The sequence below is a fragment of the Alteromonas sp. MmMcT2-5 genome, assembly GCF_022348315.1.
Taxonomy (GTDB): Bacteria; Pseudomonadota; Gammaproteobacteria; order Enterobacterales; family Alteromonadaceae; genus Alteromonas; species Alteromonas macleodii.
In genome coordinates, this window is record NZ_JAKRFB010000002.1 from 178,742 (window position 1) to 194,113 (window position 15,372).

At 46.3% G+C, this 15,372-nt stretch carries 14 protein-coding genes; 10 read left to right on the top strand and 4 right to left on the bottom strand.

Annotated features, from left to right (window positions below):
- The first annotated feature begins 73 nt into the window (after positions 1 to 73).
- From MHN09_RS02805 to MHN09_RS02820, 4 genes are read left to right on the top strand one after another with little or no spacing between them, the layout of a single operon-like run.
- Positions 74 to 2,026, top strand: a complete 1,953-nt coding sequence (locus tag MHN09_RS02805) for an ATP-binding cassette domain-containing protein (RefSeq protein WP_069945207.1) — start codon at positions 74 to 76, stop codon at positions 2,024 to 2,026.
- Positions 2,007 to 2,516 carry a TIGR02444 family protein gene (locus MHN09_RS02810; protein ID WP_231513130.1) on the top strand — a complete coding sequence of 170 codons (510 nt, stop codon included), beginning with the start codon at positions 2,007 to 2,009 and terminating at the stop codon, positions 2,514 to 2,516. The genes MHN09_RS02805 and MHN09_RS02810 overlap by 20 nt, the downstream gene beginning before the upstream one ends.
- A gap of 20 nt (positions 2,517 to 2,536) precedes the next feature.
- Entirely contained in the window at positions 2,537 to 3,571 is a 1,035-nt protein-coding gene (locus MHN09_RS02815; protein ID WP_014951329.1) for a hydrolase, read from the top strand.
- Positions 3,572 to 3,619: 48 nt separating this feature from the next.
- Positions 3,620 to 3,856 (top strand): YheU family protein, encoded by a 237-nt coding sequence (locus MHN09_RS02820; RefSeq protein ID WP_239239025.1) that lies wholly within the window; start codon positions 3,620 to 3,622, stop codon positions 3,854 to 3,856.
- Between the two features lie 53 nt (positions 3,857 to 3,909).
- On the opposite strand, the gene MHN09_RS02825 is transcribed toward MHN09_RS02820, so the two are convergent.
- Positions 3,910 to 4,464 carry an outer membrane beta-barrel protein gene (locus tag MHN09_RS02825; protein WP_239239028.1) on the bottom strand — a complete coding sequence of 185 codons (555 nt, stop codon included), beginning with the start codon at positions 4,462 to 4,464 and terminating at the stop codon, positions 3,910 to 3,912.
- A 756-nt stretch (positions 4,465 to 5,220) separates the two neighbouring features.
- Between MHN09_RS02825 and MHN09_RS02830 the strand changes: the two genes are divergently transcribed.
- Both MHN09_RS02830 and mdoH read left to right on the top strand, forming a co-directional pair.
- Positions 5,221 to 6,846, top strand: coding sequence for a glucan biosynthesis protein G (locus tag MHN09_RS02830; protein WP_239239031.1), 1,626 nt, complete (start codon positions 5,221 to 5,223; stop codon positions 6,844 to 6,846).
- Positions 6,827 to 8,818, top strand: a complete 1,992-nt coding sequence (gene mdoH, locus MHN09_RS02835; protein ID WP_239239034.1) for a glucans biosynthesis glucosyltransferase MdoH — start codon at positions 6,827 to 6,829, stop codon at positions 8,816 to 8,818. Before MHN09_RS02830 ends, mdoH begins: the two co-directional genes overlap by 20 nt.
- Positions 8,819 to 8,932: 114 nt before the next feature.
- On the opposite strand, the gene MHN09_RS02840 is transcribed toward mdoH, so the two are convergent.
- The 3 genes from MHN09_RS02840 to nudE form a co-directional block, all read right to left on the bottom strand.
- Positions 8,933 to 9,517 carry a YceI family protein gene (locus MHN09_RS02840; RefSeq protein WP_039228733.1) on the bottom strand — a complete coding sequence of 195 codons (585 nt, stop codon included), beginning with the start codon at positions 9,515 to 9,517 and terminating at the stop codon, positions 8,933 to 8,935.
- Between the two features lie 127 nt (positions 9,518 to 9,644).
- A complete protein-coding gene (gene cysQ, locus MHN09_RS02845; RefSeq protein ID WP_239239037.1) occupies positions 9,645 to 10,490 on the bottom strand; it encodes a 3'(2'),5'-bisphosphate nucleotidase CysQ in 846 nt (281 codons plus the stop codon).
- Positions 10,491 to 10,493: 3 nt separating this feature from the next.
- Positions 10,494 to 11,057: an ADP compounds hydrolase NudE gene (gene nudE / locus MHN09_RS02850; protein WP_014951322.1), complete on the bottom strand. Its 564-nt coding sequence runs from the start codon at positions 11,055 to 11,057 to the stop codon at positions 10,494 to 10,496.
- A gap of 71 nt (positions 11,058 to 11,128) precedes the next feature.
- On the opposite strand from nudE, the gene yrfG reads away from it, so the two are divergent.
- The 4 genes from yrfG (at position 11,129) to MHN09_RS02870 (ending at position 15,359) form a co-directional block, all read left to right on the top strand.
- Entirely contained in the window at positions 11,129 to 11,842 is a 714-nt protein-coding gene (gene yrfG / locus MHN09_RS02855) for a GMP/IMP nucleotidase (RefSeq protein WP_239239040.1), read from the top strand.
- Between the two features lie 13 nt (positions 11,843 to 11,855).
- Positions 11,856 to 12,401, top strand: a complete 546-nt coding sequence (gene yjjX, locus MHN09_RS02860) for an inosine/xanthosine triphosphatase (RefSeq protein WP_239239043.1) — start codon at positions 11,856 to 11,858, stop codon at positions 12,399 to 12,401.
- A 280-nt stretch (positions 12,402 to 12,681) separates the two neighbouring features.
- Positions 12,682 to 14,070, top strand: a complete 1,389-nt coding sequence (locus MHN09_RS02865; RefSeq protein WP_014951319.1) for an NAD-dependent succinate-semialdehyde dehydrogenase — start codon at positions 12,682 to 12,684, stop codon at positions 14,068 to 14,070.
- Positions 14,071 to 14,303: 233 nt separating this feature from the next.
- Entirely contained in the window at positions 14,304 to 15,359 is a 1,056-nt protein-coding gene (locus MHN09_RS02870; protein ID WP_239239046.1) for an MBL fold metallo-hydrolase, read from the top strand.
- The last annotated feature ends 13 nt before the right edge of the window (positions 15,360 to 15,372 follow it).

The following is a 15,372-nucleotide window of genomic DNA, read 5'->3' on the forward strand; positions in this document are numbered from 1 at the left end:
TAAGTGTTGATCAGCTTTTACCTTAAGTTTTTGATATTATACGCGCCCTAGTTTGTTCCATCACAGGTTACTCATGATAAAGCTTTCAAATGTATCGCTACTTCGCGGTCGCAAAATGTTGCTAGAAGAGGCGTCGGCGCAGGTTTTTCCAGGCCACAAAGTAGCGCTGATTGGCAGCAACGGCTGCGGAAAGTCCACGCTTTTTGCACTGCTGAGAAGTGAGTTAAGTGTCGATGCTGGCGACTGCAGCGTACCGAATGACTGGCGAATTGTAAGCGTGGCACAGGAAACGCCAGCAACTGACCGAACTGCGATAGACTATGTGGTGGACGGTGACAAACATTTACGTAATCTACAGGCGCAATTAGAAGCCGCTGAAAAAAGCGGCGACGGTGTAAAGATTGGCCAAATTCACGGGCAGCTCGAGCAAGCGGGAGCATACGACGTGGAAGCTCGCGCAGCGACCATTCTGTCGGGTCTTGGGTTTACCAATGTGCAGTTAAGCGCACCAGTTAGCGATTTTTCAGGTGGCTGGCGTATGCGCCTAAACCTAGCTCAAGCACTGCTTTGTCCTTCAGACTTACTGCTGCTTGATGAACCTACTAACCACTTAGACTTAGACGCCGTTATTTGGCTAGAGAAATGGCTTCAACGCTATGCGGGAACGCTATTGCTGATTTCTCACGATAAAGCTTTTATCGACAACACGGTTGCGCAAATTATCAGTGTTGAACAACAGAAGCTTATCACCTACACCGGTAACTACTCGTCTTACGAAACCCAGCGCGCTGAACGTATTCGCTTGCAAAACATTGAATATGAAAAGCAGCAGCAAAAAGTAGCGCACCTCAATTCGTTTATTACCCGATTTAAAGCTAAAGCGAGTAAAGCTAAGCAAGCGCAAAGTCGTATTAAGCAGTTGGAGAAAATGGAAACCTTGTTGCCAGCCCATATGGCAAGCCCATTTAGCTTTTCTTTTGCGCCGCCGTCGGCACTGCCAAACCCGCTTGTGCAAATGGAAAAGATACAGCTGGGTTACGACGACCATATTGTGCTGCAACAGGTGAAACTCAATTTAGTACCTGGCAGCAGAATAGGTCTTCTAGGTCGAAACGGGCAGGGTAAGTCTACGCTAATCAAACTATTGGCGGGTGTGCATGCGCCAAAACAAGGTATTTTTAATACGGCTAAAGGCCTTAAGATTGGTTACTTTGCTCAGCATCAGTTAGAAACATTAGATGCTAACGCTACTCCGCTTCTTCATTTGCAACGCATTGACGAAAAAGCCACCGAGCAGCAACTTCGCGACTATCTGGGCGGATTTGGATTTAATGGCGATGAAGCGTTAGCGCCTGTGGCACCTATGTCGGGCGGTGAAAAGGCGCGCTTAGTATTGGCGTTAATTGTTTATCAGAAGCCTAACTTATTGCTGCTGGATGAGCCTACCAACCACTTAGATTTGGAAATGCGCCATGCGCTAAATATCGCGCTTCAAGGTTTTGAAGGCGCCATGGTACTGGTCTCGCACGACCGCTTCTTACTCTCCTCGGTATGTGAAGATTTCTATTTGGTAGACAGTGGCGAAGTTGAACCATTTAAAGGCGACTTGGATGACTATCGCGACTGGATTTTAAAACAGCAGGCAGCGGAAAAAGCCAAGGCCAACAGCGACGCCAAAAACGAAGAGCAACAAGAGGCTGGCGCGCAGAGTAAGCCGGAACGCAAATTAGATCGTAAAGAAGAAAAACGCCGTGAAGCCGAGTTTAGGCAAAGGGTTGCGCCACTTAAAAAAGCCATTGAAAAACACGAAAAAGCCATGGAAAAATGTGGTGCTGCTTTGGCTGAGGTGGAAGCGTCACTTGCCGATACTTCGCTTTACAGCGAAGACAAAAAGGCGCAGCTTATGGGCCTACTCGACAAGCAAACTCAACTTAAGCAACAGCTTGAAGAAGAAGAGATGGCATGGCTAGATGCCCAAGAGCAAATTGAGCTAAAACGAGAAGAGTATGACAATGCCAACGCCTAATATCGAAAACCGCGCGTTTTGGGAGTATAGCGTTTCTCGCTATACCAAAGGTGATATGGCTCCCCTTGCGCTTTTACTGCAAGACAACCACAAGGTTAATGTAAACGTTCTCTTGCTGATTTGCTGGTGTTTAGAGAATAATGTCATCATTAATTTGCCACAGCTTAAAGCAGTGATTGCGGCATCAAATGCGACCGAAGAAAAGTTACAGTATCACCGTGCAAGGCGAAAGGCTGCGAGCCCCGAAAAAGGCGGAGACCAAGCAGAATATGACGCACTCAAAGCACAAGAACTAGAGCTTGAAAGGCAGCAGCAGCACGATATTGTTGCGTCGTTCAATGAGCAGCCAGTCACGCATCTGGGTCAAGGGCAATCTGTATCGTCTAACGTATTTAACGCGTCCATCGCAGCGTTTATAAATGCATACGGACTGCGAGACAACAACGAGGCGCGCCAACTAGTGAGCCTAGTGGTTAACCAACTATCGTAAAAACACAATAAGAAAACAAAATGAGTAAATCAGCGCTATCGCATGGAAAGATAATAAAAAGCAGCTTTAAGGTGCCAGGGTGGGCGAAGAACCGTCATGTGCAAACCATATGGCCGCGTTTTATTCAAAAGCGGTTGCCTTTGTCTTACGACATGGAGCGTCTCACATTACCCGATGACGACTTCGTCGATGTGGCGTGGGGGCCAAAACCGCAGGAAACATCGGGTATCGTGGTGATGTTTCATGGTTTAGAAGGCAGCATTAAGTCGCATTACGCGAACGATATGATGGCTCAATTGTCAGTGAATGGTTGGCAGGTGGTGATGATGCACTATCGCGGCTGTAGCGGCGTGCCAAATTTAAAAGCGCGGGCGTATCACAGTGGAGAAACAGAAGACCCCAGCTTTTTCTTAGAGTGGCTTCACGATAAATTTCCACGAATTCCTAAAGTGGCCATCGGCTTTTCCCTTGGCGGCAACATGCTATTGAAACTGTTGGGCGAAAACCCTGCGCAAAAGTGGCTTAAGGCAGCGATTGCCATTTCTTCACCTCTTAAACTTTCTGAATGCGCTAAATCAATTAACCAGGGTTTTTCTCGCGTATATCAAAAGTATTTACTTACTAGCATGAAGGATACGCTGCGTAAGAAGATGGAGTACATCGATTATCGCAAGCTTATACAGCTAACAAAAACTGATGTGGAAGAGATCACCAGCTTTACCCAATTCGACGAGAAGATCACAGCGCCGCTTCACGGCTTTGCAGACGCTCAAGACTACTATGAAAAGTGTAGTGCGTATCACTTTTTAAGCGCGATCCACTGTCCTACACTGGTATTGCATAGCATTGATGACCCCTTTATGAATCACTTAATTGTGCCTAAGGAAGAAGAGCTTGCGCGCAACGTTACCGTGGAGCTAAGTGAACGAGGCGGTCACGTTGGGTTCATGCAGGGTTCTATATTAAATCCTAAAGTATGGCTGCACGAACGGGTGAAACGTTTTGTAAGTGAAGCCTTACCTGTAAATACTACGTGTCGTTACGTCAGCCGCTAATGTTGATGTCCTAATAATTTACCCAAACGCTTTTTATCAGGAGTGTGAATGATAATCCCCATTGACGCGCTAGAAGCCGATACGCTTTATAGCTTGGCTGAGTCTTTTGTTCTGCGAGAGGGCACGGACTACGGCGCTGAAGAAGTTGCGCTAGATGTGAAAGTGCAGCAAGTGTTAAACAGACTCAAGTCGGGTGAGGCGGTGCTGATCTATTCAGAGCTTCATGAAAGTGTAGATATCAAAAGAAAAGAAGATATTGAGCCAAGCGAATCTGAAGAACAATAGACACAAAAAAGCCGGGTCGAGCAACCCGGCTACCTACCTGAGGAGAGGAAGGCTTAAAACGCGTACCGTGCAGTTACCTGCATAATGTCTAAATCATCAATGATTCTGTAGTTTGCACCCACAGCCCATTGTGGCGTGATGTAATAGTTAGCGCCTACTCTAAATATCGCTTCACCATCGTCTACATCGTAGTAGCCAACTTCACCCGCCAGCTCTACCTGCTCTGTGATCATCGAGCGAAGGCCAGCATTAATGCTGTAACCTGTTTCGTCGTTTACGTCACCGTCAATACGCTCTAAGTTGGCACCAAAATACGCGTCTGTTGTCGCGTTAACAGGTAAACGGTAACCCGCACCTAGTGTCAGCATATCAAAGTCAAAGTTGCCCTCTTCAAAGAAGCTATACTCGCCGTTTAGGTACCAGTTGCTGTTCAATAGGTATTTACCGTTAACGGTTAAACCGTCTGGTTCAAAAGACTCATTGTCGTCAAAGTCCATTTTGGTGTAACCACCTTCTACGTAACGCCAGTCAGGCTTGTCGGCCATAGCTGTAAGAGGAAGTGTTGCCGCAGTTAGTGCTGCTGCAATAAGTGTGAATGATTTACGCATGTGATAACTCCTTAGTATGTTAAGTAACCCACCTTGTTCATCGCGAATGTTCTCGATTTGCTGTAAATGTGCAAACCCAATTGCAAGTCAGCGCTTAACAGCGCGCTACAAAAGGCTACTTGGTTGATGAACACAAAGCCGTACTTGTCTTCATGCCATCTTTGTTATTTCCGTTAAGAAATAGTGTCCGATTTATTTATCAACATGATGAATAGCAAAGCGTTTGCCAACTTCGTACTAAATCACTACTTTGTTATGTCTTAATTTATCTATGTCGCTAATATTTATAGATAAAATACGTCTGGCTTTTTAGAGGCTACACATTTGAAATGTTCAAAATCAAAGTTTGATGTATTCCTAGTAAAACGTTGGCACACAAAACTGTCTCTAAAAAACAACAGTTATCCTTTTGTCTAACTCATCGGACATTTTTACAAGCCAGTGTTCTCCAATAATCCACAATGCGTGTGTTTGTAAGGCATTGTAAATTATGAGAAATATAAAAAATAACGGCGACTATTTCGTGTTGGAACAGCTTTTGCTCAAGTCTCTGTGTGTTATCCAACATTCACTTTAGCCCTTCGGCAAGGAATTCGGTTTTTCACGATATTAGTGGATAAAGAAAGGAAGAGAGCGCCTTTCTCGCGTGGCTTCAATCAATACCGTTTTTGTAAAAGACGCTTTTCAGTAAGTAAGGCGTGTAACGAGTTATTGATGGTCATCTGGATAACCATTGCTTTCATAAGGAGAGGACAAATGGCTAAGCCAGTTTCGATTTTCGGTAAAGATTTACAAACGAATGTGCGTCAGCGCAATAAGCTGTCACACCTTCTTTTAGCGATGAGCAGTGTCATCGCATTATTTGCGTTTCATCAAGCCGGTGCAGTTGAGGTTAACAACGATAATCAGCCTCAAAAAGCATCGCCGGTTCTTCAGTCAATTATTGATGCTGCACGCCAGTCAGCGACAGAGAGCTACGAGCAGGACGATCACGGGTTAAACAGCAAGCTTAAAGAAATTGACTACACCACGTATCGTTCAATTCGCTTCAAGCCCGAGCAGAGTCTTTGGCATGGCGAGAATGACTACGAACTGCAGTTTTTTCACCCGGGTTTTTTATATGAATACCCCGTCACTATCCACACTATTGGTGAAAGCAATAAGCCTGAACGCCTAGCGTTCAACAGTGACATGTTCAACTACGACGGGTCTGCGTCGGGGTTAGCTGGGCTAACGGACGAAAAGTCAGGGTTTGCTGGATTTCGCGTTCACTACCCTATCAAGAACGAAGAGTACAAAGACGAATTTGCTGTATTTTTGGGGGCATCGTACTTCCGTCTTGTAGGTAAAAATCAAGTGTACGGTATCTCTGCACGAGGTCTTGCGATTGATACGGCGCTAGCCAAAGGCGAAGAGTTCCCCCACTTCACTGAGTTCTGGGTCATAGAACCGAGTGAAGGTAAGCCTATTACTGTTTATGCGCGTCTTGAAAGCCCTTCTGTAGCGGGCGCGTATAAATTTGTTATACAGCCTGATATTGATACCAGCGTTAAGGTAGAGAGTTGGTTATTTGCCAGAGATGACGTGAGCAAGCTAGGCATTGCACCGTTTACCAGTATGTTCTTGTATGGCGAGAACACAGAAAAGCGTCATGACGACTATCGTCCAGAGGTGCATGATAGTGACGGTGTACTCATGGTAACTCACGCTGGTGAAGAAATTTGGCGCCCGCTGACTAACCCTGCACGCCTTCAAGTCACGTCACTTAGCGACGCAAATCCTAAAGGATTCGGCATGCTTCAACGCGACGGCGAATGGGATAATTACCTCGACGCAGAGGCCAATTACCATATACGCCCAGGGCTATGGGTGACGCCAGAAGCTGGTTTTGAGAAAGGCCGATTAGAAGTCGTCGAAATTCCGACTAAATCCGAAATTCACGACAATATCGTGGCATTTTGGACGCCTGAAAAGCCATTCAATTCGGGCGAATCACTGTATTTCGCTTACGAGCTTAAAACCGTAGAACAAAATCCGTTTGTCAGTGAACTGGCCTCAGTAGTACGTAGCCGCCAAGGCAAGGCTGTGTTGCCGGGTGACGAGTTTAAAAACGACAGTCTAAATACGACACGACAGTTCAGCGTGGACTTTAGCGCGCCTTCTGCCGTTGCTTTTGATGACGCGTCGATGAAGCTGGTGGTACAGGGTACCAACGGCACGATCTCTCAGCAGCGACTTTACCCCGTAGCTGACGGACAAGAGTGGCGGGCCACCTTCTTTGTTAAGCCGAAAGAGAAGCAGACGGTAGATATGCGCGCTTACATTGAGAAAGACGGTAAACGTGTGAGTGAGGTTTGGAATTATGTCTACCAACCAAAGTAATCGCGCTTGCGCAGCGGTATCGGACGAGGCTAAAGCCGTGCCTCAGGTTAAAAGTGATGGCACTGCACGTGCTTCACATTTCATCTTAAAAGGAGAGCATATGCGTTTGTTTATCATGGCAATGCTAGTTATTCCAAGCACGGCACTGGCCGGTTGGAGTTTGTACGAAATCTTTTTACCTAACGGCCTTACCAACCTAGAGATTGCACAGTTGGGGTTGGGGCTAACCCTATTCGCCTGGTTGTGTATGGCGTTTTGGACGGGCATTATCGGTTTCTTTCTACAGCTTTTTAACATCGACCCGTTGAGCTTGCGCAGAAATCAAACGCCTCCTGATACTTCTGTGTCATTAACGCAAAAGCACGCTGTCGTCATGCCGGTTTATAACGAAGATACCCGCCGTATTATGGTGGGGTTTGAAGCTTGTATTCGCGAATTAATGGAAAGTGACAACAGTTCTAAATTCGACTTTTTCATGCTCAGCGACACCCGCGATATGGAAAAAGCGGATGCAGAGCTACGTGCCTTTACCCGTTTGAAAAAGCGTTTAGGTGCGTTCTCTAGTCAAGTGTTTTATCGTCGTCGCGAACAAAACCTGCACAGAAAAGTGGGCAACCTTAAAGAGTTTTGTGAACGCTGGGGTGCAAATTACGAGTCAATGATTGTGTTAGATGCTGATAGCGTGATGAGCGGTGAGCGCATGCAAGACTTGGCGCGTCGTATTGAGCAAAACCCTGATACGGCGTTAGTGCAGACCATTCCAATGCCGGTACGTCAAAACACCTTCTTTGGTCGTTTTGTGCAGTTTGCTGCTCACCTTTACAGCCCAATGTTGGCGACAGGTCTATCGTTTTGGCAAACAGACAGTGCAAACTATTGGGGGCACAATGCCATTATTCGTATTGCACCATTTATGCAGCATTGCGGGCTACCTACCCTCGAAGGACGCGCGCCTTTTGGTGGTGAAATTTTAAGTCATGACTTTGTTGAGGCTGCGCTACTGCGCCGTGCTGGCTGGCAGGCCTACTTGCTTACCGACACCACGGGCAGCTATGAAGAAGTGCCAAGTAACATTGTTGACTACGCGATTCGCGACCGTCGTTGGGTGCAGGGCAACATACAGCATTTAGGGTTATTGAACGTTAAAGGTCTTAAAATGGCAAACCGCCTGCACTTCTTATTTGGTGCGTTTGCGTACATCTCTTCACTCATACTATTTTGCATGTTGGCGCTAGGTACAGCAGATGCGTTAATTCGCGCCACGTCAGTGCCAGAATTCTTCGTGTCTGAATACCAGCTGTTCCCTAGCTGGCAGGTAGCGCGCCAAGACATGATGATGGTAACCATGTGGGGTACGGCGGCCTTATTATTCTTGCCTAAACTTCTCGGTATTACTTTAGCTTTAATAAAACGTCGTGGCGAATTTGGTGGCGCGTGGTCTTTGCTTAAAGGGGCAGCAATTGAATTAACTATGGCCGTGCTTATTGCGCCGCTAATGATGTTCTATCACAGTTATTTTGTGATTAGCGTTTTTGTTGGCCACTCTGTTAAATGGGAAGCGCAAGAGCGTGAAGGGCGCAAAGTGCCATGGAAAGTTGCAATTAAACACACGCAAATTATGAGCTGTTTAGCGGTAGCGTGGGGCGTAACTACTTTCTACTTCACCCCGTCGCTATTTATGTGGTTGTTACCCGTATTAGTAGGCATGGTGTTAGCGGCGCCGGTTATCCGCTTAACAAGCAGCGATAAACTAGGCATAGCCATGCGTAAGTGGGGCGTGTGTGTCATTGACCAGGAAGTGAATGAGTGTAAAGCACTTAAGCGTTTACGCGTTGCAATGGGGTATTTCGCTATATCACAGCACAAGGCAGAAGTACCTGCGCTTCCTGATAACGTGTGGCAGAGCATGCCAGAGCAAGTACTAAGTCAAAAGCCATTGCCTATGCGCCACAGGCTTCCTAACAGCGCATAATAGACTCACAGTAGATATCAAAACAAAAAAAACCGCACATGTGTGCGGTTTTTTATTGCGTTTGTTTACGTGCCACCTAGCTTTTTATCGATAGGTGGCGGCAATAACAATGTTTTATTGAGTAAACGTAACTGAAAACGTTACGGGTACCGTTGTTGTTATGCTCTTAAGCCCTGCAATTTTTTGAAGTGCAGCTACGCCTTCAGCAAGTCCAAAAGACTCTGCTTTAATTAACGTTGGTGACGTGGTTGATACGGTAAGCGTATCGTCGTCTACTTTACTTGCTTTAACAGAAAATGACGTAGGAACGGCTTTTCCGTGCAACATCAAAATACCGTCTACCTTCCCGTTAACAACTTGGCCCGATTTCAGGTTCATCATTGACTCAGGCAAGTTGGCCTCAAATGTCGCTTGTGCAAACTTGGTCACGTTGAACAGCATCTCTTGCATTCGCTTGTTGCGAATATCAATGGCTGTATTCACTGACGATAAGTCAACCGCCACGTTAAGTTTGCCACCGTCAGACAGCGTACCATCAAAGCTATCAAACTTATGTACTTCGGTGACTTGTGCATTCTTCGTCGATAAGAAGTGTAGTGCACTTGTTTCGCCGTCTATTGACCAATCGGCTGCGGCGGGAAATGCTAGCCCACATGCGAGCAATGCTGCAGACAACGTGCGAATACGTGTAGTCATCATAGGTTACTCCTTTTACTTTTTGGTTCCATCTGGCTTGATTTAACCACTACCAGAGTAATGTGGCCCAGCAACATTACTACGCTATTATACGTAGGTTAACACGCTGCGCTAAGTAAATTATTACGCGCTAGTGCTGATGTGGGTTTACGAAGTCATCATACTGGACTACATCTTGCCATGGCACCCTTTGATCGCCCATTACCACAAAATCTGGGTTCTCTAGCGAATGACGCTGATTGTAGGTAAGAGGTTCGAAGTTAGCGGCGGCAATACTCCCACCCGCTTCAGAGACAATGCATTGCGATGCGCCAGTGTCCCATTCGCCGGTAATACCGATGCGCATAAACACATCAGCTTTTCCTTCGGCAATAAAGCAGGCTTTCAGGGAACAGCTTCCCAATGGAAGCGTTTGGTATACGCGCTTAGCGCACATTCTGCTGAGCACTTTTTCTCTCGACTGACGACGGCTTATTGCAATCATCACCACACTATTTTTAGGGTCGTCTAGCTTACGTACGCTTATTGGGTGCTCGCCATCAGGTGATGACTTAAACGCGCCTTTGCCTTTCTGGGCGTAATATAACGACTGCCCTGGCGGCCAAAAGATAACGCCTATTGTCGGCTCATTATTCTCTATTAGCGCAATGTTTACTGCGAAATCACCGCTTCTAGCAATGAATTCTTGGGTTCCGTCGATGGGATCGATTAACCAGTATCGAGGCCAATACTTTCGCTCTTCTAAACTTGCGTGTTTGTTTTCCTCTGAGAGGATTGGGATATCAGGCGTTGCGGCTTGTAAGCGCTTGTTGATGATATCATTTGCCAAATAATCTGCGCTGGTAACGGGAGACTCATCGTCTTTTTGATAAGCGTCAAACTCCCCTTTATCGTATACTTCTAATACGGCTTCACCGGCTTCGATGGCAATTTCTTTCGCAAGTTCTAGTAGGTCGGCATGGGCGTCATCGGGCATTGTTTATTGTTCCTTAAACCACTTTTGAGCTAAAAACAGCGCGGCTATACAGCGTGCTTCTACAAAGTCTTCTCGTGCAAGTAAAGCATCTGCTTCATCTAAAGGCCAGTGAATCACCTCAAGAGGCTCAGGTTCATCGCCTTCAAGTTGCTTTGGATACAAGTCTCGAGCCAAAACAATGGTCATATTGGCGTTAAAGAAAGTGGGCGCCATGCTGACCTTATGAAGCTCCACAAGATCATTGGCCGCGAAGCCTGCCTCTTCTTGTAGTTCGCGATTAGCAGCTTCAATGGCAGTTTCGCCAGGGTCTATTAAACCTTTTGGGAAGCCTAGTTGATACGAATGTGTGCCGGCTGCATATTCGCGAATTAACACCATGGTGTTTTCATCAAGCATAGGCACTATCATTACCGCGCCCCTGTTTCCGCCAGCCATCCGCTCGAATTCACGGGTGGCGCCGTTCGAAAACTCAAGGTCTAAGCGTTCTACCCTAAAGAGTTTGCTTTGCGCAACGATTTCACGAGAATGAATTTGTGGTAACGGTTTGTTCGGATCAATTTTTGGCATGTCTATCGCTACAACTTTGTTATCATACTTGTATACAATTTCTTAGCTTACTTCATTATAAGGAAAATCGCTTGCCCTTTCTGCCCTGGAATGAAATAGAAACTGTACTGTTAGACATGGACGGCACTTTGCTGGACCTTCATTACGACAACCAGTTCTGGCAACATCATTTGCCTAAACGATTAGCACAAATAAGAGGAATTTCAGAGGCGCAGAGTCAACGTGAAATGACTGCGCGATATGAGTCAGTATTCGGGCAAATTCAATGGTATTGCTTAGATTACTGGGCTGAATCTCTTGAAATGGACTTAGAAAATGAGTTTATGCCGCTGAAGCGTGAGCTGGCACATTTGCTCGCCCTTCGTGACGATACAATTCCGTTCCTTGATGCGCTTCATGACTCAGGCAGGCAGGTGGTATTAGTGACCAATGCGCACCCAAACAGTTTGGCGCTAAAGATAGAGCATACCCAGCTTGACGCACATATCGACAACCTCATCTCTACCCATGAGTTCGGCGTAACCAAAGAGTCTCAGCTGCTATGGGAAAGATTACGGGCACGGGTAAAGTTCGATGCCCATCGCACTCTATTTGTCGATGACTCACTGCCAATTTTAAATGCGGCAAAGACATACGGTATTAAACATTTACTTGCTGTCGATAACCCTGATAGTACCTTGCCAAATCGCAATATTAGTGAGTTTCCAGCGGTGCGCGATTACCGTTTAATGCTAGAAGATATTAAGCAGAACCCTGTTGGGACTGTTTCGAAAGGACGTTTTTAAAGGACGAAAGCACATGGTTTCTGACACAATTTATGTAGGGTCGCTGAATCCGGTAAAAATTAATGCTGCGCTCAATACACTCTCTGACACACTAGAGCACGATTTCGACGCTCAGGGTATGGCTGTACCAAGCGGCGTGCCTGACCAGCCAATGATTGAAGATGAAACGCGCTTGGGCGCCATTAATCGCGTGAAGGCCATGCTTGCTCATCATCAAGGCGGACTCACAGATGCGTGGTATGTGGCAATTGAAGGTGGTGTGGATGTATTTGAAGATGGCCCTGCTACCTTTGCCTATGTGGCGATATACCATGAAGGTCACTGGTCGGTAACGCGAAGTGCAAGCTTGCCTCTTCCTGTAAGCGTATATCAGGCGCTACAGCGTGGCGAAGAACTTGGGCCGGTTATGGACAAGCTCTTTGATACAGTAAACATAAAGCAAAAAGGGGGGGCTATTGGTTTGCTTACTCTTAATCACGCCTCGCGACAAAGTGTTTATGAGGTGGCGTTAACGCTTGCTATGGCAAAGTTCCATTTCCCCGACTTATACACTGACTAGTGTTGAACCTCTAGTGCTGTGCAACAAGGCGCATTACACCGTTAATCAAACAGAGCGCCGCAAGGTTATCCTTACTTAGGAAAAATGATAAGGCGATCGCAACGGTCGCCCTGAAATCTTTACTGCGATAGGTAATCTTTTCTGGATCCTTTCTGACACTATCCATTACTTAGGCTTCAAGTTACTTCTATGTTATTGAAAATAGGTTAAAAAATATTTTTTGACACCTTGGCTTTTTAGTTGCACTTCCTTCAGACCAAACGGAATAAGGAGAGTGACAATGAGTGAGACAATCAATACCTACAACCCTGCTACAGGTGAAAAGATCGATCATTATCATTTGATGTCAGCCGAGGACGCCGAGCAAGCAGTTACCCGTTCACAAGAAGCCTATTTGAACTGGCGCCGTACGTCATTTGAGACCCGCGCAGATTTATTTAATAACCTTGCAAACCTGATGGAAGAGCGAATTGACGATCTCGCCAGCCTGATGACACGGGAAATGGGTAAGGTTACCGCGCAAGGAAAGCAAGAAGTGCAGCTATGCGCTGAAATATGCCGCTATACGGCCGAACACGGCGCTTCAATTTTGGAAGACGAACACCGCATTTTCGAAGGCGGTCGAGCAATCATTACGTACCAGCCCATTGGCGTTATTCTTGGCATCCAACCGTGGAATTTTCCGTTGTACCAAGTTATTCGTTACAGCGCCTCAAACATAATGGCGGGTAACACCACGGTACTGAAACATGCTAAAAACGTGTTTGGTATGGCGCAAGCCATTCAGCAAATGTACGAAGATGCTGGCTTTCCTAAAAATGTTTACCAGTCGCTGCTAATTGATGGCAGCACGGCAAGTGACTTAATCAAGCACAAATACGTTCGCGGCGTTACTTTTACCGGGAGTGACGAAGTAGGTAAAGAAGTGGCTAAGGAAGCTGCAAGCTTGTCTAAGAAAACCGTAATGGAGCTTGGAAGTAACGACGCCTTTTTGGTGTTAGAGGATGCTGACATCGACCATGCTGTAGAAATGTGTATCCAAGGACGCGTTATTAATAACGGTGAAACCTGTGTGGCGGCTAAACGCTTTGTTATTGTGGATAGCGTCTATGAAGAATTCCGAGACAAATTTGTGGCGCAGTGTAAAAAGCTAAAAGTTGGCGACCCCACAAACGAAAACACGGATTTGGGCCCAATGGCGAGAGAAGACTTGCGCGATGAACTTCATGAGCAAGTGAAAAAGTCGCTAGAAAACGGCGCTACGCTATCACTGGGTGGAGAAATTCCAGACTCTGATGGTTATTTCTACCCAATTACGGTGCTGGAAGATGTATCGCCAGGTATGCCCGCTTATGATGATGAGCTATTTGGACCAGTTGCGTCGCTCATTCGCGTACGCGACGACAAGCAAGCCATGGAAGTAGCAAATGATTCACGTTATGGCTTGGGCGGCGGTATCTTCAGTACAGATACCGACAAAGCAATAGCATTGGCGAAAGATGAATTTGATACCGGTATGGTTAATATCAATGGGTACTCTTTGGCGCAACCAAACTTACCTTTTGGTGGTGTGAAAGACAGCGGTTACGGTCGTGAGCACGGAGGTTATGGTATGCGGGAATTCGTCAATATCAAAACTATCATGGTCGCTGAGAAATCGGCCGAGTAGTGCACTTCGGTAAGAAGCAATGAGAAGAAAGGCGAACTTCAGGGTTCGCCTTTTTTGTTTTGCCGTACGCCCGATTCGTTAAAGTAGTCGCACAGTAAAGCCCATGTAATTGAAAACAATCAGGCGAAAAAACAGTGCGCAGTCAACTAGGCTGAATAGTTTCGTCCGGGCAAACGGTCTTTTAATCAAATATCTGTGTATTAATGAGTAGGGAATAACATAAGGCGATGGTTATGACGGTTATAAATAAACGGTTAAGCAATGTAAGATCAGGCATTGGGCTTACAAGGCAGGACAAACAGCGCGGTAGAAAACAAACTGCGTTTTTTTGCGCTATGGCAACCACTGCTATTCTGTCGTTCTCGGCTTTTGCGCAGCCGCTGTCTCAACCATCAACTACATCAGACGATGCCGGCCTAAGCACCAGTCCTATGGGTTGCCATAACGTTTCAGTGCAAATATTAGGGTCGGGTGGACCTGAATTGGATGACGGCAGAACATCTAGTGCCTATGTGGTTTGGATAAATGACAGCGCCAGCGTGTTGGTAGACGCTGGAAGCGGAAGCAGCGTTCAGTTTGGCGCCGCGGGGGCGACGTTTGAATCGTTAGAAGTTATCTTGCTTTCCCACTTGCACACCGATCACTCCGCCGATTTGCCAAGCTTTGTGAAAGGTGGGTATTTCACCGATCGCAAGAAGGATTTAATCATAATGGGGCCAGAGGGCAACGATATTATGCCGTCCACAAACGCCTTTGTGTCGTCGCTAATAGGGAAAAACGGCGCATTTAAGTATCTGTCTTCTTACACCATAGAAGGACAAGATGACTATACGATATCCACAAAAAGCATCGGGACCACAACTTTTGAGCAATCGTTTAAACGCAATGTAAACGATAGCGTCAGTGTTGAGGCAATGACGGTGAACCACGGGCCTATCCCAGCATTAGCGTGGAAGGTCAAGGCCAATGGCTGCGAGGCTGTATTTTCAGGCGATACCAATGATAAACAAGGAAACCTTGCTCGTTTTGCTAAAAACGCGGACCTTTTGGTGCTGCACAACGCCATTGGTGATGACGCGGGTCAGGTTGCTAAGAACTTGCATATGACGCCGACTCAGATTATCGACATTGCCGCGCAGTCAAACGCTAAGCAAATAGTGTTGTCTCATATTATGAAACGTAGCGAACCGGGTCTTGATGCACTTACTGAGGCGATTACTGTTGTAGCTGAAGGTCGAGTATATGCCGCTGAAGATTTAATGAACATTACCCTGTCTGAACAGGAGTAAAATAAGCGTAAAC

What these genes read in the sequence shown, in the direction of transcription:
- MHN09_RS02840 (WP_039228733.1), bottom strand. Translation starts at nt 9,517, where the DNA reads ATGATGACTACACGTATTCGCACGTTGTCTGCAGCATTGCTCGCATGT.
- nudE (WP_014951322.1), bottom strand. Translation starts at nt 11,057, where the DNA reads ATGCCAAAAATTGATCCGAACAAACCGTTACCACAAATTCATTCTCGT.
- MHN09_RS02870 (WP_239239046.1), top strand. Translation starts at nt 14,304, where the DNA reads ATGACGGTTATAAATAAACGGTTAAGCAATGTAAGATCAGGCATTGGG.
- MHN09_RS02825 (WP_239239028.1), bottom strand. Translation starts at nt 4,464, where the DNA reads ATGCGTAAATCATTCACACTTATTGCAGCAGCACTAACTGCGGCAACA.
- MHN09_RS02810 (WP_231513130.1), top strand. Translation starts at nt 2,007, where the DNA reads ATGACAATGCCAACGCCTAATATCGAAAACCGCGCGTTTTGGGAGTAT.
- MHN09_RS02815 (WP_014951329.1), top strand. Translation starts at nt 2,537, where the DNA reads ATGAGTAAATCAGCGCTATCGCATGGAAAGATAATAAAAAGCAGCTTT.
- mdoH (WP_239239034.1), top strand. Translation starts at nt 6,827, where the DNA reads ATGTCTACCAACCAAAGTAATCGCGCTTGCGCAGCGGTATCGGACGAG.
- MHN09_RS02805 (WP_069945207.1), top strand. Translation starts at nt 74, where the DNA reads ATGATAAAGCTTTCAAATGTATCGCTACTTCGCGGTCGCAAAATGTTG.
- cysQ (WP_239239037.1), bottom strand. Translation starts at nt 10,490, where the DNA reads ATGCCCGATGACGCCCATGCCGACCTACTAGAACTTGCGAAAGAAATT.
- MHN09_RS02830 (WP_239239031.1), top strand. Translation starts at nt 5,221, where the DNA reads ATGGCTAAGCCAGTTTCGATTTTCGGTAAAGATTTACAAACGAATGTG.
- yjjX (WP_239239043.1), top strand. Translation starts at nt 11,856, where the DNA reads ATGGTTTCTGACACAATTTATGTAGGGTCGCTGAATCCGGTAAAAATT.
- MHN09_RS02820 (WP_239239025.1), top strand. Translation starts at nt 3,620, where the DNA reads ATGATAATCCCCATTGACGCGCTAGAAGCCGATACGCTTTATAGCTTG.
- MHN09_RS02865 (WP_014951319.1), top strand. Translation starts at nt 12,682, where the DNA reads ATGAGTGAGACAATCAATACCTACAACCCTGCTACAGGTGAAAAGATC.